The sequence below is a fragment of the Variovorax sp. GW822-FHT04E09 genome (assembly GCF_058800845.1).
The window spans coordinates 462797-486444 of the sequence record NZ_JBXAMR010000001.1 but is presented as its reverse complement, the minus strand read 5'-3'; the positions used below and the strand labels follow the sequence as shown (position 1 = coordinate 486444).

Sequence of the window (23648 nt, the reverse complement as noted above, 5' to 3'; positions counted from 1 at the left end):
TCACCATGAGCCTGCGTCCCACCCTCGACTTTCTGCTCTACGACTGGCTCGACGCCGAGAAGCTCAACCAGAGCGAGCGTTTTGCCGACCACTCGCGCGAGACCTTCGACGCCGTGCTCGACACCTGCGAGCGCATCGCGCGCGAAAAGTACGCGCCGTTCAACCGGACCGTCGACACGCAGGAGCCGCATTTCGACGGCGAGAAGGTCATCCTGCCGCAGGCCACGCACGACGCGCACAAGGCCTTCGTCGAGTCCGGCATGCTGAGCGCCGCACAGGACTACGACATTGGCGGCATGCAGCTGCCTTACACGGTGCAGGCCGCGGCCAACAGCTTCTTCGCGATGGCCTCGGTGAGCATCGGCTCGAACATGCTCACCAGCGGCAACGCCAACCTGCTCATGGTGCACGGCACCGAGATGCAGAAAGAGGTGTTTGCCAAGAATGAATTCTCGGGCCGCTGGGCGGGCACCATGTGCCTGTCGGAGCCGCAGGCCGGCTCGTCGCTGAGCGACGTGGCCACGCGCGCCGTGCCCGACGGCGCCGACCATCAAAATGACCCGCTGGGCCCGCGCTACCGGCTCACGGGCAACAAGATGTGGATCTCGGCCGGCGACCACGAGCTGACCGAGAACATCGTGCACATCGTGCTGGCCAAGATTCCCGACGAGAACGGCAAGCTCATTCCCGGTACGCGTGGCATTTCGCTCTTCATCGTGCCCAAGCGCATGGTGGACACGCAGGGCGAGCTCACCGGCGAGCGCAACGACGTGGCGCTGGCCGGCCTGAACCACAAGCTCGGCTGGCGCGGCACCACCAACACGCTGCTGAACTTCGGCGAAGGCAAGTACCCGGTCGGCGGCAAGGCCGGCGCGGTGGGCTACCTGGTCGGCTCGCCCGGCAAGGGCCTGCACTGCATGTTCCACATGATGAACGAGGCCCGCATCGGCGTCGGCACCGCCGCCACCATGCTCGGTATGGCCGGCTACTACGCCTCGCTCGACTACGCCAAGAGCCGCCCGCAGGGCCGGCTGGTGAAGAAGCCAGAGGCCGCTGGTGCCGCCGTGGTCAAGGACTCGGCCGCGCCGCAGGTGCGCATCATCGAGCACGCCGACGTGCGCCGCATGCTGCTCGCCCAGAAGGCGTACTGCGAGGGCGCGCTGGCGCTGGAGCTGTACTGCGCCCGCCTGGTCGACACGCAAAAAACCGGCGACGCCGCGCAGGCCGACGACGCCCGCCTGCTGCTCGAAGTGCTCACGCCCATCGCCAAGAGCTGGCCCAGCGAGTGGTGCCTGGAGGCGAATTCGCTGGCGATCCAGGTGCACGGCGGCTACGGCTACACGCGCGACTTTCCGGTGGAGCAGTACTGGCGTGACAACCGCCTGAACATGATCCACGAGGGCACACACGGCATCCAGGCGGCCGACCTGCTGGGCCGCAAGGTGCTGATGGAAAAGGGCCGCGGCCTGCAGCTGCTGGCCGGGCGCGTCACCGAGACCATCGGCCGCGCGGCCAAGGTGCCCGCGCTGGCGCCGCACGCCAAGGCGCTGGGTGCCGCGCTACAGCACATCGGCAGCGCCACGGAGGCGGCCTGGTCCACCGGTGACCCGGCCGACGCGCTGGCCAACGCCGTGCCCTACATGCAGGCCTTCGGCCACACGGTGCTGGCCTGGCTCTGGCTCGACGTGGCGCTGCGGGCGCTGGAAATCGACGCACAGAAGGCGAGGGCGGTAACAGCTGGCAAGATCGGCGCCACGGACTATTTCTTCCACTACGAGCTGCCGAAAATCGGTGCCTGGCTCCAGGTGGTCGAAACCCGTGACCCGACCTGTACCGCTTTGCCCGAGGACGCTTTCTGACAATGGCCAACGCCGCCCCGAACTCACCCCCGCCCGCCGCCCAACCGCCGAAACCACCCAAGCCGCATGCGCGGCTCGAGAAGTGGATCTGGATCCTGATCTACGGCGGCCTGTTCCTCGTGATCCTGGGCATCGCCACGGGCCGCACCGAGCCCACGCTGGGCTGGTCGATGGCCGTGCCCGGCGTCGTGGTCGCCGCGGTGGGCGTCGTGCTCATCTACGTGCGTTCGCGGCTCAAGTAAGAACAAGGCAAGGACCGACCATGCTCAAGCACATCGTGATGTGGAAGTTCAAGGAGCACGCCGAGGGCGCCGACAAGGCGACCAACCTGCTCAAGGCCAAGGCGCTGCTCGATGCCTGCGCGACGCTCTCGCCCGGCACGCACCGTTTCGAGGTGGTCATCGCCCAGCCCGGGCTCGAGGCCACCTACGACCTGATCCTCAACTCGGAATTCACCGACGCCGCCGCGCTGGCGGCCTATGCGGACCATCCCCAGCACGTGGCCCTCAAGCCCTTCATCGGCGCCGTGCGCGAAGCCCGCCAGTGCATGGACTATGAGCTCTGAACCCCACGCGCCCGACGCCACGGCCTCACCGGCCGAGCGGCGGGCGTTCGGCCGTGCGCAGCGCCAGCGCTGTGCGCTTGGCCAGTGGGCGCAGGTGCCCCGGCCCGACGCCACCGACCGCGATCCGCTCGGCTGGCTGAAGGCGTCCAACCGCGGCCGCGTGCCCGAGCTGGTGCCGGTGCGCCACGGCCGCATGCTGGCCAGCCCCTTCACGTTCTACCGCGGCGCCGCCAGCCTGATGGCGAACGACCTCGCCAGGCTGCCGCACAGCGGCATCGCGACGCAGCTGTGCGGCGATGCGCACCTCGCGAACTTCGGCTTCTTTGCCAGCCCCGAGCGCGCGCTGGTCTTCGACATCAACGATTTCGACGAAACCCTGCAAGGGCCCTTCGACTGGGACGTGCGCCGGCTGGCCACCTCGTTCGTGGTGGCCGCGCGCGACCGGGGTTTCAAGCCGCGCATCGGGCGCGAGGCCGTGCAGCAGCTGGCCGAGGCCTACCGCGACCGCATGCGGGCCTTCGCGCGCATGGATACGCTGGAGGCCTGGTACGCGCGGCTCACGTCGCAAACCCTGCTGAAGCTCGGTGCCGAAGACGCGACCGAGCTCGCGGTCATCAAGAAGGCGCGCCGCAGCACCTCGCGCGTGTTCGCCGACAGCGCAACCGAGACGGTCGACGGCCGCCTCATGATCCGCGACCAGCCGCCTTTCGTGTACCACGACGCCCGTGCGACGGCGCGGGAGATCAAGCGCTTCCGCGCCGGGCTGCCGGCCTTCCTGGCGCAGTACCGCGCCAGCCTGCCGCCCGAGCGCCAGCGGCTGTTCGACCGCTACGAGCTGCACGATGTCGCGGTGCTCACGCCCGGCGTCGGCTCGGTCGGCCGGCGCTGCTTCCTGCTGCTGTTCGTGGCCGACCGCGCGCACCCGCTGTTCCTGCAGTGCAAGGAGGCCGGCGAGTCGGTGCTCGAAGCCCCGCTGGGCGCGGCACCGGACACAGCGTCGCCGGGCCAGCGCGTAGTGCAGGGCCAGCGGCTCGCACAGGCCGCCAGCGACGTCTTCCTGGGCTGGGCCCAGGGACCGGGCGGGCGCGGCTTCTACGTGCGGCAGCTGCGCGACATGAAGGCCTCCTACAAGCTCGAGGACTTCAAGCCGGTCGACCTGCTCGAGTTCGCCGAGGCCTGCGGCTACAGCCTGGCCCGCGCGCATGCCAAGGGCGGCGACGCCTGGGCTATTGACGGCTACCTGGGGCGCTCCAGGAGCTTCAACACGGCGCTCGCCGATTTCGCCGAAGGCTATGCCGACGTGAACCAGGCCGACTGGCGCCGGCTGAAAAAAGCCGTGGCCGCCGGCAAGGCCGCCGCCGTCGAGGCCGACGACATCGCGTCCTGACGGCCCGAAGCCACCGCCTTCATCGCCAACGCAACCCTCTTCTTTCATCATCCACACCGGAGACACCGACATGACGAAGCCACGCACCACCCAACAGCTGTTCGACCTCACGGGTCAGACGGCGCTCATCACCGGCGGCTCGCGCGGCCTGGGCCTGCAGATGGCCCATGCGCTGGGCGAAGCCGGCGCGAAGATCATGCTGAGCTCGCGCAAGGCCGACGACCTGGAACAGGCCGCCGCCGAGCTGCAGGCCGCCGGCATCGACGCGCGCTGGATCGCCGCCGACTGCTCGAAAGAGGAAGACACCCGCCGCCTGGCCGACGAGACCCTGCAGCGCATGGGCGGCATCGACATCCTCATCAACAACGCCGGCGCCAGCTGGGGTTCGCCGGCCGAGAGCCATCCGGTCGAGGCCTGGGACAAGGTGATGAACCTCAACGTGCGCGGCTACTTCATCCTCGCGCAGCAGGTTGCCAACGGCTACATGATCCCGAAGAAGCGCGGGCGCATCATCAACATCGCCTCGATCGCGGGCCTGAACGGCAACCCGCCCGGCATGCAGACGCTGGCCTACAACACCTCGAAGACCGCGGTGATCGGCTTCACGAAGACACTGGCCGCCGAATGGGGCAAGTACAACATCAACGTCAACGCGATCTGCCCGGGCTTCTTCATGACGAAGATGGCCGCCGGCCTGATCAAGACCCTGGGCGAAGAGCACATGGCCGCTTCGGCACCGCTGGGCCGCCTGGGCGACGACGAAGACCTGAAGGGCCTGACGCTGCTGTACGCGAGCGATGCCGGCAAGCACATCACCGGCCAGTGGGTCGCGGTCGATGGCGGCGTGAGCGTGGTGCTGGGTGCGGCCTGACATGTCCGATTCGCCTGAAAAGTCCAGCGACATCAACATCCGCTCGTACACGAGCCAGATTCCGTTCGCGCGCCACCTCGGCTTCGAACTCACGAAGTTCGAGGACGGCCAGTCCGAGATCATCTACACCGCCAAGCCCGAGCACCTGAACACTTTCGACGTGACGCACGGCGGCGCCTGCATGACGCTGCTCGACATCGCCATGGCGGCCGCTGCGCGCAGCGTGGCGCCCGAGACCGGCGTGGTCACCATCGAGATGAAGACCAGCTTCATGCAACCGTCGGTCGGCCCGCTGCACGCACGCGGCACGCTGCTGCACCGCACCGCGACGCTGGCTTTCACCGAAGCCAAGATCTACGACGAGCAGGAGCGCGTGTGCGCCCATGCCACCGGCACCTTCAAGTACGTGAAGCGCCGGCTGCCGACCGGCCCCGCGAGCGCGAACGCGATGCGTCCGCCATCCACCGACTGACATCCCATTTCCCCGGAGACTTCCATGCCCACCAACAAGCAGATCCACCTCGACAACCGCCCCGAGGGCGAAGCCACGGCCAGCAACTTCAAGCTGGTGACTGTCGAGACGCCCGCGCTCGCCGACAACCAGGTGCTGGTGCGCCACCACTACATGAGCCTCGACCCGTACATGCGCGGTCGCATGAACGACGCGAAGAGCTACGCGCAGCCGCAACCCGTGGGCCAGGTGTTCCAGGGCGGCACGGTGGGCGAAGTGGTCGAGAGCAAGCACCCCAAGTTCGCCGTGGGCGACAAGGTCGTCGGCTTCGGCGGCTGGCAGGAATACAGCGTGGTCGATGCCTCGCAGCCCGGCGCGCTGAAGAAGGTCGACACCACGCGCGTGCCGCTGTCGCACTACCTCGGCGCCGTCGGCATGCCCGGCGTGACGGCCTGGTATGGCCTCGTGAAGATCATTGCGCCCAAGGCCGGCGAGACCGTGGTCATCACCGCCGCCAGCGGCGCCGTGGGCAGTGCCTTCGGTGCGCTGGCCAAGGCGCGCGGCTGCCGCGTGGTCGGCATCGCGGGCGGCCCCGACAAGTGCAAGTACGTGACCGACGAGCTCGGCTTCGACGCCTGCATCGACTACCGCCAGCACCCCGACGTGAAGACCATGAGCGCCGCGCTCAAGGAAGCCTGCCCGAACGGCATCGACGGCTACTTCGAGAACGTCGGCGGCTACATCTTCGACGCCGTGCTGCTGCGCACCAACGCCTTCGCGCGCGTGGCGCTGTGCGGAATGATCGCGGGCTACGACGGCCAGCCGCTGCCGCTGGCGAACCCGGCGCTGATCCTCATCAACCGCCTGAAGATCGAGGGCTTCATCGTCAGCGAGCACATGGAAGTGTGGCCCGAGGCGCTGACCGAACTCGGCACGCTGGTGGGCACCGGCAAGCTCAAGCCGCGCGAGTCGATCGCGCAGGGCATCGAATCCGCCCCTGAAGCCTTCCTGGGTTTGCTCAAGGGCAAGAATTTCGGCAAGCAACTCGTCAAGCTGATCTGATGCACTGAAACGCACGGCAAGGAGGCCGGACATGGACATGACGCACGAGGTCTTCAACCAGCCCACGCCGCTGGTCGACTACAACCTCTTCGACACCCACCGCCCCCTGCGCGATGCGCTGAAGTTCAACGCGCCCGCGCTGCAGACCACGCAGCTGCACGAGCTGGGCGCCACCCTCGGTTCGGCCGCCATGCAGACGCATGCGCGGCTGGCCAACATCCACACGCCCGAACTCCACACGCACGACCGCTTCGGCCGTCGCGTCGACGAGGTGGAGTTCCATCCGAGCTACCACGCGCTGATGACCGCCGCGGTGGGTGCGGGCCTGCACGGCACGCCGTGGACCGGCACGTCGGCTTCGCCACACGTGCTGCGCGCCGCGGGCTTCATGCTCTTCACCGAGCTGGAGCCGTCCATCCTGTGCCCGATCTCGATGACCTACGCCGTCACGCCCGCCTTGCGCGGCAACGCAGGCGTGCATGCCGACTGGGGCCCGAAGCTCGCCAGCCTCTGGTACGACCCCGCGCTGAAGCCGCTGCACGACAAGCCCGGCGTGACCATGGGCATGGGCATGACCGAGAAGCAGGGCGGTTCCGACGTGCGGGCCAACACCACGCAGGCCGTGCGCGACGGCAGCGACGCCTGGGGCGAGCGCTACGCCATCACCGGCCACAAGTGGTTCTTTTCGGCGCCGATGTGCGATGCCTTCCTCATCCTTGCGCAGGCACCGGCCGGGTTGTCGTGCTTCTTCCTGCCGCGCGTGTTGCCCGATGGTTCGCGCAACGCCATCCACATCCAGCGCCTGAAGGACAAGCTCGGCAACAAGGCCAACGCCAGCTCCGAGGTCGAGTTCCACGGCGCCAGCGCCTGGCTGGTGGGCGAGGAGGGGCGCGGCATTCCGCAGATCCTCGAGATGGGCACGATGACGCGGCTCGACTGCTCGCTCGGCACCAGCGGCCTCATGCGCCAGGCATTGGGCATTGCGCTGAACCACACGGCGCAGCGCCAGGCCTTCGGCAAGCCGCTGGTCGAACAGCCGCTCATGAAGAACGTGCTGGCCGACCTCGCGCTCGAAAGCGAAGCCGCCACCGCCCTGGCGATTCGCCTCGCACGGGCCTTCGACCGCCAGGCCGACGCGCACGAGAACCTGATGGCGCGCCTGCTCACGCCGGTCGCCAAGTTCTGGATCTGCAAGCGCGGCAGCCACTTCGCGCAGGAGGCCATGGAGTGCCTGGGCGGCAACGGCTACGTGGAAGAGGGCGGCGAGGGCATCCTCGCGCGCATCTACCGCGAGATGCCGCTCAACTCCATCTGGGAGGGCGCCGGCAACATCATGGCGCTCGACCTGCTGCGCGGCCTGCGCAAGGGCGACGCCGTGGCCGCGCTGGCGCACGAACTGGCCCCCGCGCGCGGCCAGCAGGCCGCCCTCGACCGCCTGGCCGACGCCTTGCCCGCACGCATCGAGGCCATGGCCTCCGAGACCGAGGCGCGCCGCCTCGCGCAGGACGTGGCGCTGGCCGTGCAGGCCGCCTTGCTGGTACAGACCGCGCCCGCCGCCGTGGCCGATGCCTTCTGCGCCTCGCGCCTGGGCGGCGACTGGGGCCAGGCCTTCGGTACGCTGGGCGCGGGCACCGATTTCGATTCGATCATCCAGCGGGCGCAGCCGCGCTGAGCCCCGACAAGAACACCTCCACGAAAGACACCATGGCCGACCTCATCCTTCACCACTACACCACCTCGCCGTTCTCGGAAAAGGTGCGCACGATCCTCGGCGCGAAGAAGCTGCCGTGGAAGTCGGTCTTCATTCCGCCGATCATGCCCAAGCCCGATGTGGAAGTGCTCACCGGCGGCTACCGCAAGACGCCGTTCCTGCAGATCGGCGCCGACATGTACTGCGACAGCGCGCTCATCGCCGACGTGCTGGAGCACCTGCAGCCCGAGCCCACGCTCTACCCGCAGCCCGAGAAGGGCATGTCGCGCATCCTCGCGCAGTGGGCCGACACCTCGCTGTTCTGGGCCGCGATGGCCTGGAGCCTGCAGCCCAAGGGCGCTGCCGAGGTGTTCGCCAAGGCGCCGCCCGAAGCCATCAAGGCCTTCGGCGAAGACCGCGGCAAGATGAGCGCCGGCAACATGACGCGCCTGCGCCCGGCCGACGCCACCGGCGCCTACAAGTCGTACCTGCGCCGCCTGTCCGACATGCTCGACGACAAGCCCTTCCTGCTGGGCGAAGTGCCATGCATCGCCGACTTCTCGGCCTACCACCCGCTGTGGTACACGCGCCGCATCGAGGCGGTGAAGGGCATCCTCGACCTGACGCCCGCGGTGCTCGACTGGATGGACCGCATGGCGGCCATCGGCCACGGCACCTCGTCGAAGTTCTCCAGCGACGAGGCCATTGCCGTCGCCAAGGCCGCCACGCCGCACACGCTGCTGACCGACAGCACCTTCCAGGACGACCACGGCATTGCGCTGGGCAGCGCCGTCACCATCCGCGCCGAGAGCTTCGGCCTCGAAGAGACGGCGGGCACGCTGGTGGCCGCCACGCGCACGCACTACACGCTGGAGCGCAGCAGCGAGCGCACGGGCACGGTGCATGTGCACTTTCCGCGCATCGGGTATGTGTTGAAGAAAGCAGAGGCCTGAAAACGCCCGACGCGGGCGCGGGTCGGGGCACCTTCGTGACTGCGCCGGCGCGCGTTCCGTATTTCAATAGCGGCTTCCGCTTCAACGTCAGAGACAAGGACACCGGCAAATGATCCAGGACTTCAAGGGCAAGACCGCCGTACTCACCGGCGCAGGCTCGGGCTTCGGCCTCGAATGCGCGCGCATCGGCGCCGCCCGCGGCATGAACCTCGTGCTGGTCGACGTGCAGCAGGACGCACTCGACAAGGCCAAGGCAGAAATGGAAGCCTTGGGCGTCCAGGTGCTGGCGCGCAAGGTCGACGTGTCGGATGCGGCCCAGATGGAAGCGCTGGCCGCCGCCGTCAAGGAGCGCTTCGGTGCGCCGCACTTCGTGTTCAACAACGCCGGCGTGGGCGCCGGCGGCCTGGTGTGGGAAAACACCGTGGCCGACTGGGAATGGGTGCTGGGCGTCGACCTGTGGGGCGTGATCCACGGCGTGCGCCTGTTCACGCCCATGATGCTCGAGGCCGCCGCCAAGGACCCGAGCTACCGCGGCCACATCACCAACACTGCCAGCATGGCCGGCCTGCTCACGCCGCCCAACATGGGCATCTACAACGCGGCCAAGGCCGCCGTCGTGAGCCTGACCGAAACCATGTACCAGGACCTGAACCTGGTCACCGACCAGATCGGCGCCAGCCTGCTGTGCCCGTACTTCGTGCCCACCGGCATCACGAGCAGCGAGCGCAACCGCCCGAACGCACCGAAGGACACCGAGCTCACCAAGAGCCAGCTCATCGGCCAGGCCATGAGCAACAAGGCGGTGAGCAGCGGCAAGATCACGGCCGCCGAGGTGGCGCACAAGGTGTTCGAGGCCATCAGCGACAACCAGTTCTACGTGTTCAGCCACCCGAAGGCGCTGGGCAACGTGAAGAGCCGCATGGAGAACATCGTGTCGATCACCAACCCGGCCGACCCATTCCTCGAACGCCCCGAGATCGGGCAAAAGCTGCGCGAGCAGCTGCGTTCCGCCTGATCCCTTCCTGAGGCGGTCCCTCGCGGGCCGCCTTCAGCCGGCCTGCACCTTCGCCTGCAGGTCGCGCACCAGTTGCTCGATGCCCGACAACGCCTCGGCCATCGAGCGCTCCAACAGGTCGCCCCGGTCTTCCGCGTGCTCGACCGCGATGTCGTGCACCTCGCGCAGCCCGACCAGGCCCAACGCGGCCTTCACCCCCGGCACCAGGAAGTTCAGATGAGCCTGCATGCCGCCGGGCCCGAAGCCGCTGCTGCCGTGCGCGGTGAGCAGCACCGTGCGGCGCGGGCGCTCGGCCAGCAGCGGCACATAGGGGTCGTCCAGGCTCGGGTCCATGTCGAAGGTCTCGCCGACGCGCACGATGTTGTCGATCCACGCCTTCACGGTGGCCGGGGCGCTGTAGTTGTACATGGGCGTGCCCATCACGATCACGTCGGCGCGGCGCAGCTCGGCAATGAAGGTGTCGCTCTCGGCCAGCACCTCGTGCATCCAGGGCTCGCGCGCTTCGGCGGGCGTGTAGGCGCTGTGGATCCAGTCGCCGGTGACCGCCTGCGGCGGCGCGATGCCGAAGTCGCGGTAGATCACCTCGTCGTGCGGGCGGGCCGCCTGCCAGGTGCTGACGAAGTGGTGGCTCAGGCGACGCGAATGCGAGCCGTGGACGACGGCGCCCGAACGGCCGGAACGGGGGCTGGCATCGATGTGGAGCAGGGTGGTGGTGGTCATGGCGTGGTCCTCGGTTGGATGAAGGGAATTCAGCTGTCTGCTTGACACGGTTCCCAATCTATCGAAGCATTCATGGCCGGACAAACGACGAATTTTTCTCGCTGCAGAAAATTCAATTCATCTATCAGCACGCCATGGCCCTCCTGCATTCCCTGCCTCCGCTGGCCTCGCTGCGCGCCTTCGAGGCCGCCGCGCGCCATTGCAGCGCCAAGCTCGCGGCGAACGAGTTGTCGGTCACGCCCACGGCCATCAGCCACCAGGTGCGCCAGCTCGAAGAGTCGCTGGGCGTGGCGCTGTTCGTGCGCCAGCCGCGCCAGCTCGTGCTGACGCCGCAGGGCCGCGAGCTGCAGGCGGTGCTGAGCGATTCGTTCGCTGCCATGGCCCAGGCCGTGGCACGCCTGCGGGCGCCGCCGGAGCGCAGTGCCATCACGCTGTCGACCACGCCCGCCGTGGCCGCGCGCTGGCTGCTGCCGCGCGTGGGGGCGCTGCGCGCGGCGCACCCCCGGCTCGACCTGCGCATCCACGCCTCGCACGACGCCGTGCCGCTGGACGGCCTCACGGCCGACGTCGCCATCCGCTACGGCAAGGGCCAGTGGCCGGGCCTCGTGGCCGAGAAGCTGTTCGACACCGTCTTCGCGCCGGCCTGCAGCCCCGCGCTCAAGCTGCGCCGCCCGGCCGACCTCGTGAAGCACACGTTGCTGCATTTCGCCGTGCCGAACAGCAAGACCCAGCCGGGCACCTGGGCCGCATGGCAGCAGGTGGCCCAGGTGCCCGGCCTGGACGTGTCGGCCGGCCCCGTGTTCTCCGACGAGACCCACACCGTCTCGGCCGCGCTGCAGGGGCAGGGCGTGGCGCTGATGGGCCTGGCGCTCATCGCCGACGAGCTGCGCGCGGGCAACCTCGTTCAGCCCTTCGGGCCGGTGCTGCAGGGCTCGCCGTTCTACCTAGTGTGCCCGCAGGCGCGGCGAGACGATCCGAACGTGGCGGCGGTGTTCGAGTGGGTGAAGGGGTTGTCGCCGCTGGACGCAGCCGCCGCCGGGCGCTGACCCTGCTACTGCAGACCAGGCGCCGCCGGCGTCTCGAACCCGCGCTGCAACAGCAACGCCGACAAGCGCGCACAGGTCTGGCGATCCGGCGCGCCGAGCACGACCGACACCAGCCGGCGCTGGTCGCGCTGCGCGGTGGCGATCAGGTGCGCGCCCAGGCCCGGTAGCGAGCCGGTCTTCAGGCCGTCCACGCCGGGCACGCGGCCCAGCAGCAGGTTGGTGCTCGGGGCTTCGGCGGGCACGCCGTCGAGTCGGTCCTTGCCGGCCATCTCGAGCAGTGACGGAAAGTCGCGCAGCACGTGGCGCGCCATCGTGAGCATGTCGACCGCGGTGGTGCGCGCCGTGCGCACCAGGCCGGCGGGGCAGGCGAAGTGCGTGTCGTGCATGCCCCAGGCCTGCGCCTGGCGGTTCATCGCCGCGACGAAGCTGTCGAAGTCGCCGCTGTGCCACGACGCCAGCGTGAGCGCCGCCTTGTTGGACGACACGACGAGCGCCGCTTCGAGCAGGCGATGCACGGGCAGCGGCGGCGCACCGGCCGCATACAGCGCGGCCGACGGATCGTCGCGCGCGGGCACGGGGTCGACGGGCACCTGCACGGCTTCGGCATGGCGGTCGAGCCGGTCGTCGCGCAGCTTCTGCTCGACCAGCGCGGCGGTGACCAGCTTCGACAGCGAGGCGGGCACAAAGCTGTGTTCTGAAGGCTGATGCGTCAGCAGCCGGTCGTGCGTGAGGTCGTACAGCACCCAGCTCGGCGTGGGCTGCGCGCTCTCCGCCGGCGAACCGGTGCGCCGGATCACGACGGCGGGCGGCTGGGGCATGGGGGGAAGCACGGGCGGTTTCGGCATTGCTGCAGCAGCAGCCGCCGCGGCCGCGCGTTCGCGCGCGAGGCGTGCCTGTCGTTGCTGCTCCTTTTCCTTTTCTTCTTCCTGCCGCTCGGTCATGGTGCGCACGATCTGCCACAGCCCCGTGCCGTTGGAGCTCTTGAAGAGCACGGTGTCGTCGGTGGCGACCTGTTCGAGCAGCGCGCGCTCCAGCGCCTCCAGCGTATCGAAGGCCTGCACGGTCGCACCCTGCGGCAAGGCGGCGGCGAGGCGGTCGTGCAGCCGCGCCATGCACTCGCCCAGCAGGAACACGCGCGCCGGATGGCACTGGACGATGGGCTCGACGAGCGCATCGTGGTGGCGCTGCGTGTCGTCGCCCAGCTCCTTCATGTCGCCGAGCACGAGCAGCTTGCGCCCCTGTTCGTCGGGCCGGTCGGCCAGCGAAGCCAGGGCCGCCGTCATCGACAGCGGGTTCGCGTTGTACGACTCGTCGATGACGCGAAAGCGCCTGTGGCCGAGCGTGAACGACAGCTCCTGGCCGCGCCCCTTCACGGCGGCGAACGAGGCCAGCTGCTCGGGCACGCGCCCGCTGTCGAGCGACAGCGCATGCGCCACGGCGAAGCACACGAGGCTGTTGACGGCCATGTGGCGGCCCTTGGCGCCGAGCGTGTATTCGAAGCGCTGGCCGTCGCTGTGGGGGCGGCGGGCGCGGACGTGGCCGGTGGCCGGGTCGTGCGCGTCGAGCCGGAAGTCGGCCGATGCGGCGCTGCCGTAGGTCAGCACGCGCAGCTCGCGCGCCCGCGCACGCTCCACGAGGTAGTCGAAGTGGTCGGTGTCGGTGCAGATCACGGCCCAGGCACCGGGCTGCATGCCCTCGAAGATGTTGGCCTTGCGGCGCGCGACGTCCATCACGGTTTCGCCTTCGCCCAGGTGCGAGGCCGTGATGTTCGTGAGCACGGCCAGGTCGGGCCGCACGCGCTTGATGTTCTGGTAGTCGACCGCGTTGATCGCGCTGACGGCCACCTCCAGGATCACCAGGTCGGTCTGCGCGGGCGTGTTGGCCAGCATCGACAGCATGCCCACGCGCGAGTTGTAGTTGTCGATGGTCGCGAAGCGCGTGTGCGTGGGCGCGAAGGCGTGGTCGAGCATGTGGCACACCGAGGTCTTGCCCGCGCTGCCCGTGATGCCGATGACCTTGCCCTGCAGCCGTTCGCGCGCGGCAATGCCCAGCTCGACCAGCGCCTGGATCGGGTCGTCGACCAGCAGCACCGGGAAGTCGGGCGCCAGGCCCGGGACGGGCTTGCGCAGCACCGCGCCGGCCAGCGTGGGCTGCATGCGCGCGACCGACTCCGACCAGTCCCAATTGCGCTCGCTCTCGTTGTCGCCGAAGCGCTCGTGGGTCGCGAGGGTCCAGTAGTCGGAGGCGACGAACATCGTGGGCGGCGGCACCAGCGGCGTGTGGCCTTCGCCGCGCGTGAGCGAGCGAATGAACCAGCCCGGCGGCGGGGCCACATGCCAGGTGCCGCCCGTCACGGCTTCGATCTGCGCGGCGTTCCAGGTCTGGCGCGACTCGCCCGGCTGGTCGGGCGGCAGCGACGCGGGCGCGACGACGCGGTAGCGCGGCACCGGCGGATAGCGCCACATCGGCGCCGGCGACGCCTTGCCTTCCTGCACGACGAAGTCGAAGAAGCGCGGCATGCGCAGGCGCTCGATGCGCTGGCCGGGGCCGATCAGGCCGGCTTCCATCTGCATGTCGACGTCGTACAGCCGCGTGGCCAGCGGCGGGCGCAGCACGTGGACGTCGCGGTAGACCTTGCCCGGCGTCCACCGGCTGACGGGATGGCGGCCCTGGCAGGGCGCATGGCCGGTCGACAGGCCCCAGGCCGGCGCGGTGACGCAGGTGGCGGGGCGCGTGCCGATGTCCAGGCGCCAGTCGGTGTCGACGGGCGCGTCGGCCTGCCACCAGGTCTCGACGGTGAGCGGGCCGGGGCCGGTCATCTCGCGCGGGCGCACGCGCGCACCGAGCAGGCGCAGCGGGCCGAGCGTGAGCGGGTGGGTGAAGCGGACGTCGCGCGGCACGGCATCGAGCACCGCGTCGACCAGCGGCTGCCGCGCGGCGGTGCGCACGGCCTCGGCCAGGGCCTCGTCGCGCAACGGCGCGCCGGCCGGCGACTGCATCAGCTTCAGGCAGGCCATGGCGTCGGCAAGCGCCTGCGCCGTGTCGCCGAAGAAGCTGCCTTCGACGGCCGCCGGCTGCGCGAAGAACATCGCGCGCTCGGGCCCGGCGTGGCTGTCGGCGAGGCGCTGCATGCTGTGCAGCAGCGCACGGTGCAGCGCGACGCGGTCGAGCCCGTCGAGCAGCGGCTGCTCGGCGGGGTTGGCGTCGAGCCGCGCGACCAGTTCGGCGCCGGCCGCCAGCTGGGCCGGCAGGGCCGCCACGGCGGTGGTCTGTGCGAGCGCGAAGTCGAGCGAAGCGTGGAGGTTCTGCAGGCCGAACTGGAAGTGGCGCGGCTCGGGCCGGTAGCGCGCGAACGCGCTGGTGGCGCGGCACAGCGCGTGGTCTTGTGCGTTGGCGTAGCTGGCGGCGACGAAATGCTCGAAGGCCTTTTCGACGGCGCCGAACCAGCGGCGGTTGCCCGTGAGGCCGTACAGACGCAGCAACGCGACGACGGCCTGGTCGTCCTCGCGCGCATCGCCGGGCGCTTCGGCCTTCTCGGCCATCGACGGGTGGTGCAGCGTGTGGGCGAAGCGGCCGGAGATCGGGTCCTGCATGTGCAGCACGGTGCGCGCGAGCTGGTCGAGCAGCGGCAGGTAGCGCCGGTCGCGGCTGAGCTCGGTGTAGCGCACCAGCGCGCCGATGCAGGCGGCGTTGGCGCCCAGCGAGGTGTCGTTGCTGCCGGGCTCCACGAGGCAGGCGACGTGCGTGCCGTTGGGCAGCGCGGCCGGCCGGATCAGTGTGCGCGTCAGCCGCGCGAGCGCGCGGTGGATCGCGGCCTGCCGGGTTTCGGCCTGCGCCGGGTCCCAGGCCTCCAGCAGCGCGCGCACGGCGTGGGCGTGGTCGGCGGCGCGGGGGGCGTCGGCATCGGGCGTGCTCGGTGCGAGCGTGCCGTCTGCTTGCACGCGGGCGGCGAGATGGTCCGCGCCGGCCGCGACGAGGCGGCGCAGCAAGGCCACGTCGATGGGCTGCAGTTCGCGATGGCCGTCGGCGGCGAGGACGTGCACGCCACTGGCGTCCACGTGCACCGCGCGGGTCTGGAAGGCCCACACGGTGGTGTCGTCGTCGGTGGGGGCGTTGAGGAGGCGCCGGCGCTGGCTGTCGACCTGCGGGGCGAGCAGGGCGGACTCGCATCGCGCGTCGAAGGCCAGGCCTTCGGTGGCAGGGAAGTCCAGGCCGTCCTTGAACGTGGCCCAGCGCAGCGGACGCAGGCGGCGGACCCAGTCGACGCGCAGGTCGCGCGGCACGCCCGTGGCCTGCGCCTCGAGCGCCCGCGTGCCTTGTGCCCAGGCGGCTTCGAGGTCCATGCCGCGTCCGGACAGCACCCGTGCCTGCGTCGTGCCGTCGCTCCAGGCGAAGAAGACGAGACAGTCCTCGAGGCCTTCGGCGGCGGGCGTCTCGTCGGGGTTCGATGCGGAGTGCAGGCCCTGCCAGGCGCTGCCCAGAAGATCGGAGAGACTCACGGCGTTGTGTCCTGTCCTGCCCGACTCGCGGCGGGTGCGGTTACAAATGGCGTTCAGTCTAGCGTTACAGATACATATTCCGCATGAGGCTTTCCATAGCTCCCTCTCTCCTCGAGATCCAGAACCTGCGCTTCGCGTACCTCGACCAGCCTGCGTTGGCCGACCGCTGGTCCGCCAGCATCGGCGAGGGCGTCACGCTGCTGTACGGCGACACCGGCAGCGGCAAGTCGACCTTGCTGCGCGTGCTCGCGGGGCAGCAGCCCGCGTCGGCCGGGCAACTGCGCGCGGCCGGCGTGGCGCTCGACGCCGAGCCCGCGGCCTACCGGCGCCAGGTCTTCTTCTGCGAGCCGGCGTCGGAAGCCTTCGATGCGCTCAGCGTCCAGGCCTGCACGGCCTTGCTGGGCGAGGGCGATGCGGGGTTCGACAAGGCCGAGTGGCAGCGCCTCGTCGAGGCCTTCTCTCTCGTGCCGCACCTGGAAAAGCAGATGTTCATGCTGTCGACCGGCTCGCGCCGCAAGGTCGGGCTGGCCGCCGCGCTCGCGTCGGGACGGCCCGTGGTGCTGCTGGACGACCCGGTGGGCGCGCTCGACGCGCGTTCGATCCACGGCCTGTGGCAGGCGATCGAACGGCGCGTTGCGCAGCCGGGGCGGGCGGTGGTCGTGGCGAGCAGCGAGCGCGTCACGGAGGTGCCGCTGGCCGCGTGCATCGAGCTGCCGCTGGGCTGATCAGCGGCCCGGTGTCGCCATCACGTGGTTGTCGTGCGGCGTTCCACCGAGCATGAATTGCGTCAGCCCCATCGCCATCAGCCCCTGCTTTTCGTAGAACGCGACGGCGCGCGGGTTCTTCGCGTACACCGCGAGCCACAGGCCGTCGCTGCCCGTGTGTGCATGGGCGGCGCTGCGGGCTTCGCGCAGCAGCATCGACCCGACGCCGCTGCGCTGGAAAGGTGACTGCACGTAGAGCGTGCGCAGCTCGGTGTCGCAGCCCGGCGCCAGCGGCTGTGCGGTGCCGAACTGCAGCAGCGCATAGCCCACGAGCTGGTCGCCGACCTGCGCCACGCGCAGCGCGACATGGGGCGATTCCGACCACTCGGCGAACGCTGCCGGCGTGAAGGTCGAGAGCACGTAGCGCCCGAGCACGTCGTTCACGCCGTCGGTGGCGTAGGTGTCGAGCCAGACCTAGATCGCGAGCGCGGCAAGCGTGTGCGCGTCGGCTGCGGTGGCGGGGCGAAGGGTGACAGGCGGACGGTTCATGGTGCGGCGCATTCTGCGACAAGCGCGTCACGCCGCCTGCAGCGCGGACCGGAACCGGCTCGGCGGCGCACCGGCCGACTTGCGCATCAACCGCCGCAGCGCCGTGGCGTCCTCGTAGCCGACCTGCGCCGCGACCTGCTCGATGGTCATGCGGCTGCTCTCGATGAGCAGGCGCGCGCGGTTCAGCCGCACGCTCTGCACCAGTGCCAGCGCCCCCAGGCCGGTGGCGGCGCGCACGCGCCGCGCCAGCGTGCGCTGCGACATCGCGAACTCTTCGGCCAGCGCGGCCACGCTGGGCGGCGTGGGCAGCGCGGCCTCGATGCGCCGCGTGAGGCGCGCGACCAGCTCGTTGCCGTTGGACAGCATCGAGGGCACGACGAACGGGGCCTGCGCCTGGCGGCCGTCGATCAGCAGCACCTTGCTCACGGCCTCGGCCAGCGCGGGGCCGAAGCGCGTGCGCAGCAGGTGCAGCATGAGGTCCGACTGCGCAAAGGCCGCGCCCGCGGTGCTCACCGGCCCGTCGGCGCAGACCATGCGGTCGGCATCGACGTGGCAGGCCGGTTCGAGCCGGCGCAGCTCGGGCGCCAACCACCACGAGGTGGTGACGCGGCGCTGCGACAGCAGGCCGGCTGCCTGCAGCAGGAACACGGCCGAGCACGAGGCCGCGACCGCGCCGCCGCGCGCGGCATGGCGCCGCACCGCGTCGATGGCTGCGCGGGCGTGGTCGTCGGTCAGGCGCAGTGCGAGGTCGGCCGGCTTGTCGACGCAGAGGCCGGGCACGATCCAGGTCGAGCCGTCGGCGCGCGCGCGGCGGGGCATGGCGAGCGTGTCGATCTGCAGGCCGTTGCTCAGCGGCACGCTGCCGCCATCGGGCGACACCACGCGCCAGGTGGGGCGGGGCATCTGGTGGCGCGGCGCGAGCGTGGCGGCGGCCGCCAGCACGTCGAGCGTGACGGCGGTGCTGGTGGCGAAGCTGCCGGGAAGGACGAGGACGGTGAAATCGTGCATGGCAGAAAACGCCCGATAGGCGTCTGAATGGACACTGGCAGTCTAGTGCGTGCTCGGGTGCAATGGGCATCGTCGCAACACCGAAAGTGCCTTCGTGTCCTACATCCTTGCCCTTGCTCCTCACGGCGCCCACCTGTACGCCCGGGAGGCCTTGCCATGACCGACCCGCTCGACGACTTCGCCCGCCGCGAGATCACGCTCGACGGCGCCACCAAGGCGGTCTACGTGGCCGGCACCGGCCCGGCCGTGATCGTGATGACCGAGATGCCCGGCATCAGCCCGCACGTGGCGCGTTTCGCCCGCTGGGTGCGCGACGCCGGCTTCACGGTCTACATGCCCTCGATGTTCGGGCGCGACGGCGCGGTGCCGGATGCGGAGGAGGGCAAGGCCGTGTTCCAGCGCGCCTGCGTGAGCGCCGAGTTCCGCGCCTTCGCGGGCAACGCCTCGAGCCCGGTGACGCAATGGCTGCGCGCGCTCGCGCGGCTGGCGCATGCGGAGTGCGGCGGGCCGGGCGTGGGCGCGATCGGCATGTGCTTCACCGGCAACTTCGCGCTCACCATGATGCTGGAGCCTGCCGTGCTGGCGCCCGTGCTGTCGCAGCCGTCGCTGCCGCTGGACAACCCCGGTGGCATCGAGATCTCGAAGGAAGAGATCGCACAGGTGCGCCAGCGCCTGGAGCGCGACGACCTGACCGTGATGGCCTACCGCTTCGAGGGCGACCGCTTCTGCCGGGCCCAGCGTTTCGCGGCCTATGCCGACGCACTGGGCGACCGCTTCGTGGCCCGCGTGCTGCCCGACAGCGCGGCCAACACGCGCGACCTGCCGTCGTTCTTCTCGCAGGTGGTCGCGAGCCCGCACAGCGTGGTGACGGCACACCTGATCGACGAGGCCGGCCAGCCGACGATTGCAGCGCGCGACGAGATCCTTTCGTTCTTCGCGCGCCGCCTCGGGGTGCAGGATCAGGCTCGTGCCGAGGCGCCGTCGGCCGGCAGCTGACCGGTCTTCTGTGCGCGACGGTCGAGCGCGCGGCTCCACAGCGCGATCGCCAGGCCCACGAGCGTGAGCAGCGCGGCCACCCAGCCCAGGGCACGCAGCCCCGGGCCGTGGTCGATGGTCACGCCGCCGACCCAGGCGCCGAGCGCGTTGCCGAGGTTGAAGGCCGCGATGTTCAGGCTCGAGGCGAGGTTCTGGCCCGCGCCCGAGGCCTTCTCGAGCACGCGCAGCTGCATCGGCGCCACGGTGGCGAACGAGGCCACGCCGAGCAGGCCGACGAAGACCACGGCGGTGAACGGCGTGCCGATGGTGAACTGCATCGCGCCGAGCACCACGGCCAGCGCCACCAGCGTGCCGAGCACGGCGGCCATCGGCGCGCGGTCGGCCAGCTTGCCGCCCAGGATGTTGCCGACGGCCAGGCCGCCGCCGAACACCAGCAGGATCGGCGACACGGCCGATTCCGACAGGCCGGTGACCTGCGTCAGCAGCGGCTGGATGTAGGTGTAGACCACGAACACGCCGGCAAAGCCGAGCACCGTCATCGCCAGGCCCAGCAGCACCTGCGGGCGGGCGAGCACGGCCAGCTCTTCGCGCAGCGGTGCCGGCTTGGCCTCGCCCTTCATGCGGGGCACGAAGGCCGCGAGCACCACGAAGGCCAGCACGCCGATCAGCGTCACGGCCCAGAAGGTCGAGCGCCAGCCCAGCTGTAGGCCCAGCCATGCGCCGGCCGGCACGCCCAGCAGCGTGGCGGCGGTGAGGCCGGTGAACATGATCGCGATGGCCGAGGCGCGGCGCTCGGGCGCCACGAGGCCGGTGGCGACCACCGAGCCGACGCCGAAGAAGGTGCCGTGCGCCAGCGAGGTGATGACGCGCGCGGCCATCAGCATTTCGTAGTTGGGCGCGAGCGCACAGGCGAGGTTGCCGAGCGTGAAGATCGCCATCAGCGCGAGCAGCACGGTCTTGCGCGGTAGCTTGCGGGTGGCGATGGTGAGCACGGGCGCGCCGACCGCGACGCCGAGCGCGTAGCCCGAGATCAGCAGGCCGGCGGCCGTGATGGAGACGTGAAGGTCCGTCGACACCTGCAGGAGCAGGCCCATGATGACGAATTCGGTGGTGCCTATTCCGAAGGCACCGGCGGTGAGGGCAAGAAGAGCGATGGGCATGATGCCTGTACTGTGCGGACGATCGACCTCGATGACTAGAATGCCGCCAGTACATGCACTTGTGAATTCAAGTCACAGCAAAGGAAGGCCATGCCGCGCATCGACGTCAACCGCTCCGGTGAAATGGAGGCTTTCGTGCAGGTGGTGGAGGCGGGCGGTTTCTCGGCGGCGGCGCGGCTGCTGGACATGACGCCCTCGGCCGTCAGCAAGCTGGTGGCGCGGCTCGAGTTGCGCCTGGGCATCCAGCTGGTGCACCGCTCCACGCGCAAGCTGCAGCTCACGCCCGAGGGGCTGCATTTCTACGAGCGCAGCACGCGCGTGCTGGCCGACATGGACGAGGCCGAGCGTTGTGCCGCAGCCGGTGCGGCGCCGCGCGGGCGGGTGAGCATCAACGCCAGCGTGTCTTTCGGGCACCACAAGCTGGTGCCGCTGGTGCCGCGCCTGCTCGAGATGCATCCGCAGATCACGCTCGACATTGCGCTGACCGACCGCATCGTCGACCTGATGGACGAGCGCGCCGACATCGCGATCCGCTGGGGCCAGTTGCCGTCGTCCGACCTGGTGGCGCGGCGTCTGGGCGAAACCAGCCAGGCCATCGTGGCCGCGCCGGACTACCTGGCGAAGTACGGCACGCCGCGCACGCCGCAGGAGCTGGAGGCGCACAACCGGCTGGGCTGGAGCTACCGGCGCAACACGCCCGACTGGCCGTTGCGTGTCGATGGCCGCATGGTGATGTTGCCGGTGGCAGGGCCGGTGCGCGCGGGCGACGGCGAGACGCTGCGGCAGCTGGCGATTGCGGGGGCGGGCGTGGCGCGCTTGTCGCTGTATCACATCCAGCACGACATCGATGCCGGCCGGCTGGTGCCGCTGCTCGAGGAGTTCAACCCGGGCGAGATCGAGCCGATCCACGCGGTGTACATCGGCAAGGCCGGCACGCTGCCCGCGCGGGTGCGGGCGGTGCTCGACTTCCTGGTGGCGTGTTCGGGCGTGGGCGGCGGGCGTTACACGCTCAAGCGCACGGCGCCGATGCCGGGGAACTCTGCCGTCACCTGATCGCCGCGGCGGCAGGGCAGCACGCCGACCCACGAGCCGGTGGTGACGACCGTGCCGGCGGGCACGGTCTGGCCGTGGCGCGTGAGGTGGCGCAGCCAGATCGGCAGCAGCCAGGCCGGGTCGGCCAGCGGATGCGTGCCTTCGCGCACCACCGTTTCTGCGTCGCCGATCTTCGTTTCGCAGCGCTGCGAGGCCCAGTCGACGGCGGCGTACGGTTGCCAGTCGCCGAGCACGAGTGCGCCGTGGACCTGCGAGTCGGCCAGGCGCAGCAGGGCGGGCGTGGCTGCGAGGTCTTGCCAACGCGCATCGACGATTTCGACGGAGACGGCCATGGCGTCGATGAGGGCTGCCGAGTTGTCGTGGTCGAGCGCGGCGGCTTGGGCGGGTGTGACGTCCTGGCTGAGCCTTAGTGCAATCTCTGCTTCGATGCCGGGGGTGTGGAATGTGAGGTCGCTGAAGTTGGCGGGACTCTGGCGCACGCCGGATGGGGGCAGCGGGGCGTGTGTGAGCGTGGCGCTGCGGGAGCTGCCGCCGGACTTCCAGGTCTTCGGGACGCCGTTGAACCAGCCGAGGGCTGCGGCTACGGCGTCTTGCACTTCGTAGGCTTGCGTTGCGTCTGGCAGGGCGTCAGTCCAGGGCGTGGCGTCGAGCGTGCGGTTGGCCTGGCGTGCGGCGATGAGGGCTTCGGTGAGGGCTTTTTGGTCGGGCGTCATTTTTGGGATCTTCTCAGTTTCTCTTGGGTTCGTTTGTTCAGGGCGCGTGCCCAGGCCACCGGGTACTTCCCTCCGCGAATGTCCCCCGGCCTGCGGCCTCCTCCTTGATTTCGCTGCGGGAAGCACCCAGTGTCCTGGGCACATGGACGCGCTGCTGGTGTGCGGCCGATCAACAACCGCTCTGAACTCGCTCACGCCGATGGGGTGCCTTGCGCAGCGAAATCAAGGAGGAGGGGCGAAGCCCCGGGGGACATTCGCGGAGCAAGGTGCCCCGTCGGCGGGAGCGTCGCCCTGAACAACGACCGTCAAGTCTCGACCTGCACCTTGCCGTCCTTGACGACTTTCGCCCACTTGGCGATCTCGGTGCTGATGAACTGCTTGAACTTGTCCTGCGAACCGCCGCCGTCTTCCGCGCCGTAGGTGTCGAGCCGTTCCTGCACATCGGGCATCGCGAGCACGGTGTTGACGTCGCGGTTCACTTTCTGCGCGATGGCCGGGGGCAGCTTGCCGGGGCCGGCCAGGCCGTACCAGGTGGTCGCTTCGAAACCTGCGAAGCCTTGCTCCTGCATCGTCGGCACGTTCGGATGGCCCTTGGCCCGCTTGGTGCGCGTCTGCGCCACGGCCAGCACGCGGCCGTTCTTCACGTGCGGGGTGGCGGCGGTCATGGTCTCGAAGCTGTACTGGATCTGCCCGCCCATCAGGTCGGCCAGCAGCGGGCCGCTGCCCTTGTACGGCACGTGCAACGCATCGACGCCGCCCTGCAGCTTGAACATCTCCAGCGCCAGGTGCTGCGCCGAGCCCGCGCCGGCCGAGCCGAAGCTCACGGTGCCGGGCGCGGCCTTGCAGGCGGCGACGATGTCTTTCACGCTGAGGGCCTTCTGGCCCGGGTTGGCGATGAGCAGGTTGGGCGTGACGCCCACGAGCACGATCGGCACGAAGTCGCGCTCCACGTGGTAGCGCAGCTTGGGCTGCAGGCTGGGGGCGAGCGCGTGGCTGTTGATGTGGGCCATGAGCAGGGTGCTGCCGTCGCTGGGCTGCTGCGCCACGTAGTCGGCCGCGAGCACGCCGGCGACGCCGGCCTTGTTCTCGACGATGACCTGCTGGCCCCACATGGTCGTGAGCTTCTGCGCGACCACGCGCGCGAGCGCGTCGGTGCCGCCGCCCGGTGGAAAGCCCACCACGATGCGCACGGGGCCCGTGGGCCACTCCTGCGCGAACAGCCGGGGCACGCCCAGCGTGGCGGCCGCGCCGGCGGCGGCCTGGATCAGGGAACGTCTTTGCATCTTCTTTGTCTCCGTCGGTTGGGGAATCCGATGCGTGCCGGGAGCCGCTTGCGCGGGCCCGGCA

Annotated in this window: 21 protein-coding genes; 14 read left to right on the top strand and 7 right to left on the bottom strand. The window is 70.1% G+C overall.

The annotated features are described in order from the left end of the window. Positions 1-5: 5 nt before the first annotated feature. The 10 genes from AC1RL8_RS02320 to AC1RL8_RS02275 all read left to right on the top strand — a co-directional run bounded on the left by AC1RL8_RS02320 (position 6) and on the right by AC1RL8_RS02275 (position 9853). Complete coding sequence (locus AC1RL8_RS02320) at positions 6-1859, top strand: acyl-CoA dehydrogenase (RefSeq protein ID WP_492687108.1); 1854 nt, start codon at positions 6-8, stop codon at positions 1857-1859. A 2-nt stretch (positions 1860-1861) separates the two neighbouring features. Continuing rightward, complete coding sequence (locus tag AC1RL8_RS02315) at positions 1862-2101, top strand: hypothetical protein (protein WP_062471340.1); 240 nt, start codon at positions 1862-1864, stop codon at positions 2099-2101. Between the two features lie 20 nt (positions 2102-2121). After that, on the top strand, positions 2122-2424 hold the full coding sequence (locus AC1RL8_RS02310; protein WP_062471343.1) for a Dabb family protein: 303 nt from the start codon (positions 2122-2124) through the stop codon (positions 2422-2424). Further along, positions 2414-3811 (top strand): DUF2252 domain-containing protein, encoded by a 1398-nt coding sequence (locus AC1RL8_RS02305; RefSeq protein WP_492687107.1) that lies wholly within the window; start codon positions 2414-2416, stop codon positions 3809-3811. The genes AC1RL8_RS02310 and AC1RL8_RS02305 overlap by 11 nt, the downstream gene beginning before the upstream one ends. 70 nt (positions 3812-3881) lie before the next feature. Continuing rightward, the gene (locus AC1RL8_RS02300; RefSeq protein WP_159276960.1) at positions 3882-4682 is read left to right on the top strand and encodes an SDR family oxidoreductase; all 801 of its coding nucleotides are present in this window, start codon (positions 3882-3884) and stop codon (positions 4680-4682) included. Position 4683: 1 nt separating this feature from the next. Continuing rightward, positions 4684-5154: a PaaI family thioesterase gene (locus tag AC1RL8_RS02295; protein WP_082817985.1), complete on the top strand. Its 471-nt coding sequence runs from the start codon at positions 4684-4686 to the stop codon at positions 5152-5154. 24 nt (positions 5155-5178) lie between these two features. Continuing rightward, complete coding sequence (locus AC1RL8_RS02290) at positions 5179-6195, top strand: NADP-dependent oxidoreductase (protein ID WP_492687106.1); 1017 nt, start codon at positions 5179-5181, stop codon at positions 6193-6195. Positions 6196-6226: 31 nt separating this feature from the next. Continuing rightward, positions 6227-7867 carry an isovaleryl-CoA dehydrogenase gene (locus tag AC1RL8_RS02285; protein WP_492687105.1) on the top strand — a complete coding sequence of 547 codons (1641 nt, stop codon included), beginning with the start codon at positions 6227-6229 and terminating at the stop codon, positions 7865-7867. 32 nt (positions 7868-7899) lie between these two features. Further along, entirely contained in the window at positions 7900-8838 is a 939-nt protein-coding gene (locus AC1RL8_RS02280; RefSeq protein ID WP_070060664.1) for a glutathione S-transferase family protein, read from the top strand. Between the two features lie 109 nt (positions 8839-8947). Further along, positions 8948-9853 carry an SDR family oxidoreductase gene (locus tag AC1RL8_RS02275; protein WP_062471360.1) on the top strand — a complete coding sequence of 302 codons (906 nt, stop codon included), beginning with the start codon at positions 8948-8950 and terminating at the stop codon, positions 9851-9853. A 33-nt stretch (positions 9854-9886) separates the two neighbouring features. On the opposite strand, the gene AC1RL8_RS02270 is transcribed toward AC1RL8_RS02275, so the two are convergent. Beyond that, on the bottom strand, positions 9887-10573 hold the full coding sequence (locus AC1RL8_RS02270; RefSeq protein WP_159271796.1) for an FMN-dependent NADH-azoreductase: 687 nt from the start codon (positions 10571-10573) through the stop codon (positions 9887-9889). A 134-nt stretch (positions 10574-10707) separates the two neighbouring features. Between AC1RL8_RS02270 and gcvA the strand changes: the two genes are divergently transcribed. Continuing rightward, complete coding sequence (gene gcvA, locus AC1RL8_RS02265; protein ID WP_492687104.1) at positions 10708-11619, top strand: transcriptional regulator GcvA; 912 nt, start codon at positions 10708-10710, stop codon at positions 11617-11619. Between the two features lie 5 nt (positions 11620-11624). On the opposite strand, the gene AC1RL8_RS02260 is transcribed toward gcvA, so the two are convergent. Further along, positions 11625-16118: a Mur ligase family protein gene (locus tag AC1RL8_RS02260; protein ID WP_492687103.1), complete on the bottom strand. Its 4494-nt coding sequence runs from the start codon at positions 16116-16118 to the stop codon at positions 11625-11627. Positions 16119-16201: 83 nt separating this feature from the next. On the opposite strand from AC1RL8_RS02260, the gene AC1RL8_RS02255 reads away from it, so the two are divergent. Beyond that, positions 16202-16843 (top strand): ABC transporter ATP-binding protein, encoded by a 642-nt coding sequence (locus tag AC1RL8_RS02255; RefSeq protein WP_492687102.1) that lies wholly within the window; start codon positions 16202-16204, stop codon positions 16841-16843. On the opposite strand, the gene AC1RL8_RS02250 is transcribed toward AC1RL8_RS02255, so the two are convergent. Together AC1RL8_RS02250 and AC1RL8_RS02245 are read right to left on the bottom strand one after the other, a co-directional pair. Beyond that, positions 16844-17266: a GNAT family N-acetyltransferase gene (locus AC1RL8_RS02250; RefSeq protein ID WP_492687101.1), complete on the bottom strand. Its 423-nt coding sequence runs from the start codon at positions 17264-17266 to the stop codon at positions 16844-16846. Between the two features lie 132 nt (positions 17267-17398). Then, positions 17399-18379, bottom strand: a complete 981-nt coding sequence (locus AC1RL8_RS02245; protein ID WP_492687100.1) for a GlxA family transcriptional regulator — start codon at positions 18377-18379, stop codon at positions 17399-17401. 156 nt (positions 18380-18535) lie between these two features. Here AC1RL8_RS02245 and AC1RL8_RS02240 point away from each other — a divergent pair, with 156 nt between their 5' ends. Further along, on the top strand, positions 18536-19375 hold the full coding sequence (locus AC1RL8_RS02240) for a dienelactone hydrolase family protein (RefSeq protein WP_492687099.1): 840 nt from the start codon (positions 18536-18538) through the stop codon (positions 19373-19375). Here AC1RL8_RS02240 and AC1RL8_RS02235 read toward each other — a convergent pair. Continuing rightward, positions 19339-20535: an MFS transporter gene (locus tag AC1RL8_RS02235; protein WP_492687098.1), complete on the bottom strand. Its 1197-nt coding sequence runs from the start codon at positions 20533-20535 to the stop codon at positions 19339-19341. The genes AC1RL8_RS02240 and AC1RL8_RS02235 overlap by 37 nt on opposite strands. Positions 20536-20625: 90 nt before the next feature. On the opposite strand from AC1RL8_RS02235, the gene AC1RL8_RS02230 reads away from it, so the two are divergent. After that, positions 20626-21588: a LysR family transcriptional regulator gene (locus AC1RL8_RS02230; protein WP_095948546.1), complete on the top strand. Its 963-nt coding sequence runs from the start codon at positions 20626-20628 to the stop codon at positions 21586-21588. Here the strand turns inward: AC1RL8_RS02230 and AC1RL8_RS02225 are convergent. Both AC1RL8_RS02225 and AC1RL8_RS02220 read right to left on the bottom strand, forming a co-directional pair. After that, complete coding sequence (locus tag AC1RL8_RS02225) at positions 21537-22301, bottom strand: fumarylacetoacetate hydrolase family protein (RefSeq protein ID WP_492687097.1); 765 nt, start codon at positions 22299-22301, stop codon at positions 21537-21539. The genes AC1RL8_RS02230 and AC1RL8_RS02225 overlap by 52 nt on opposite strands. A 305-nt stretch (positions 22302-22606) precedes the next feature. Continuing rightward, the gene (locus AC1RL8_RS02220; protein WP_307693604.1) at positions 22607-23584 is read right to left on the bottom strand and encodes a Bug family tripartite tricarboxylate transporter substrate binding protein; all 978 of its coding nucleotides are present in this window, start codon (positions 23582-23584) and stop codon (positions 22607-22609) included. Positions 23585-23648: the final 64 nt, after the last annotated feature.

Bases quoted from the DNA above. Each gene is read 5' to 3' on its own strand.
- AC1RL8_RS02270 (WP_159271796.1), bottom strand. From the start codon at position 10,573: ATGACCACCACCACCCTGCTCCACATCGATGCCAGCCCCCGTTCCGGC.
- AC1RL8_RS02220 (WP_307693604.1), bottom strand. From the start codon at position 23,584: ATGCAAAGACGTTCCCTGATCCAGGCCGCCGCCGGCGCGGCCGCCACG.
- AC1RL8_RS02290 (WP_492687106.1), top strand. From the start codon at position 5,179: ATGCCCACCAACAAGCAGATCCACCTCGACAACCGCCCCGAGGGCGAA.
- AC1RL8_RS02285 (WP_492687105.1), top strand. From the start codon at position 6,227: ATGGACATGACGCACGAGGTCTTCAACCAGCCCACGCCGCTGGTCGAC.
- gcvA (WP_492687104.1), top strand. From the start codon at position 10,708: ATGGCCCTCCTGCATTCCCTGCCTCCGCTGGCCTCGCTGCGCGCCTTC.
- AC1RL8_RS02295 (WP_082817985.1), top strand. From the start codon at position 4,684: ATGTCCGATTCGCCTGAAAAGTCCAGCGACATCAACATCCGCTCGTAC.
- AC1RL8_RS02315 (WP_062471340.1), top strand. From the start codon at position 1,862: ATGGCCAACGCCGCCCCGAACTCACCCCCGCCCGCCGCCCAACCGCCG.
- AC1RL8_RS02240 (WP_492687099.1), top strand. From the start codon at position 18,536: ATGACCGACCCGCTCGACGACTTCGCCCGCCGCGAGATCACGCTCGAC.
- AC1RL8_RS02300 (WP_159276960.1), top strand. From the start codon at position 3,882: ATGACGAAGCCACGCACCACCCAACAGCTGTTCGACCTCACGGGTCAG.
- AC1RL8_RS02320 (WP_492687108.1), top strand. From the start codon at position 6: ATGAGCCTGCGTCCCACCCTCGACTTTCTGCTCTACGACTGGCTCGAC.
- AC1RL8_RS02245 (WP_492687100.1), bottom strand. From the start codon at position 18,379: ATGCACGATTTCACCGTCCTCGTCCTTCCCGGCAGCTTCGCCACCAGC.
- AC1RL8_RS02235 (WP_492687098.1), bottom strand. From the start codon at position 20,535: ATGCCCATCGCTCTTCTTGCCCTCACCGCCGGTGCCTTCGGAATAGGC.
- AC1RL8_RS02230 (WP_095948546.1), top strand. From the start codon at position 20,626: ATGCCGCGCATCGACGTCAACCGCTCCGGTGAAATGGAGGCTTTCGTG.
- AC1RL8_RS02305 (WP_492687107.1), top strand. From the start codon at position 2,414: ATGAGCTCTGAACCCCACGCGCCCGACGCCACGGCCTCACCGGCCGAG.
- AC1RL8_RS02255 (WP_492687102.1), top strand. From the start codon at position 16,202: ATGAGGCTTTCCATAGCTCCCTCTCTCCTCGAGATCCAGAACCTGCGC.
- AC1RL8_RS02280 (WP_070060664.1), top strand. From the start codon at position 7,900: ATGGCCGACCTCATCCTTCACCACTACACCACCTCGCCGTTCTCGGAA.
- AC1RL8_RS02225 (WP_492687097.1), bottom strand. From the start codon at position 22,301: ATGACGCCCGACCAAAAAGCCCTCACCGAAGCCCTCATCGCCGCACGC.
- AC1RL8_RS02275 (WP_062471360.1), top strand. From the start codon at position 8,948: ATGATCCAGGACTTCAAGGGCAAGACCGCCGTACTCACCGGCGCAGGC.
- AC1RL8_RS02310 (WP_062471343.1), top strand. From the start codon at position 2,122: ATGCTCAAGCACATCGTGATGTGGAAGTTCAAGGAGCACGCCGAGGGC.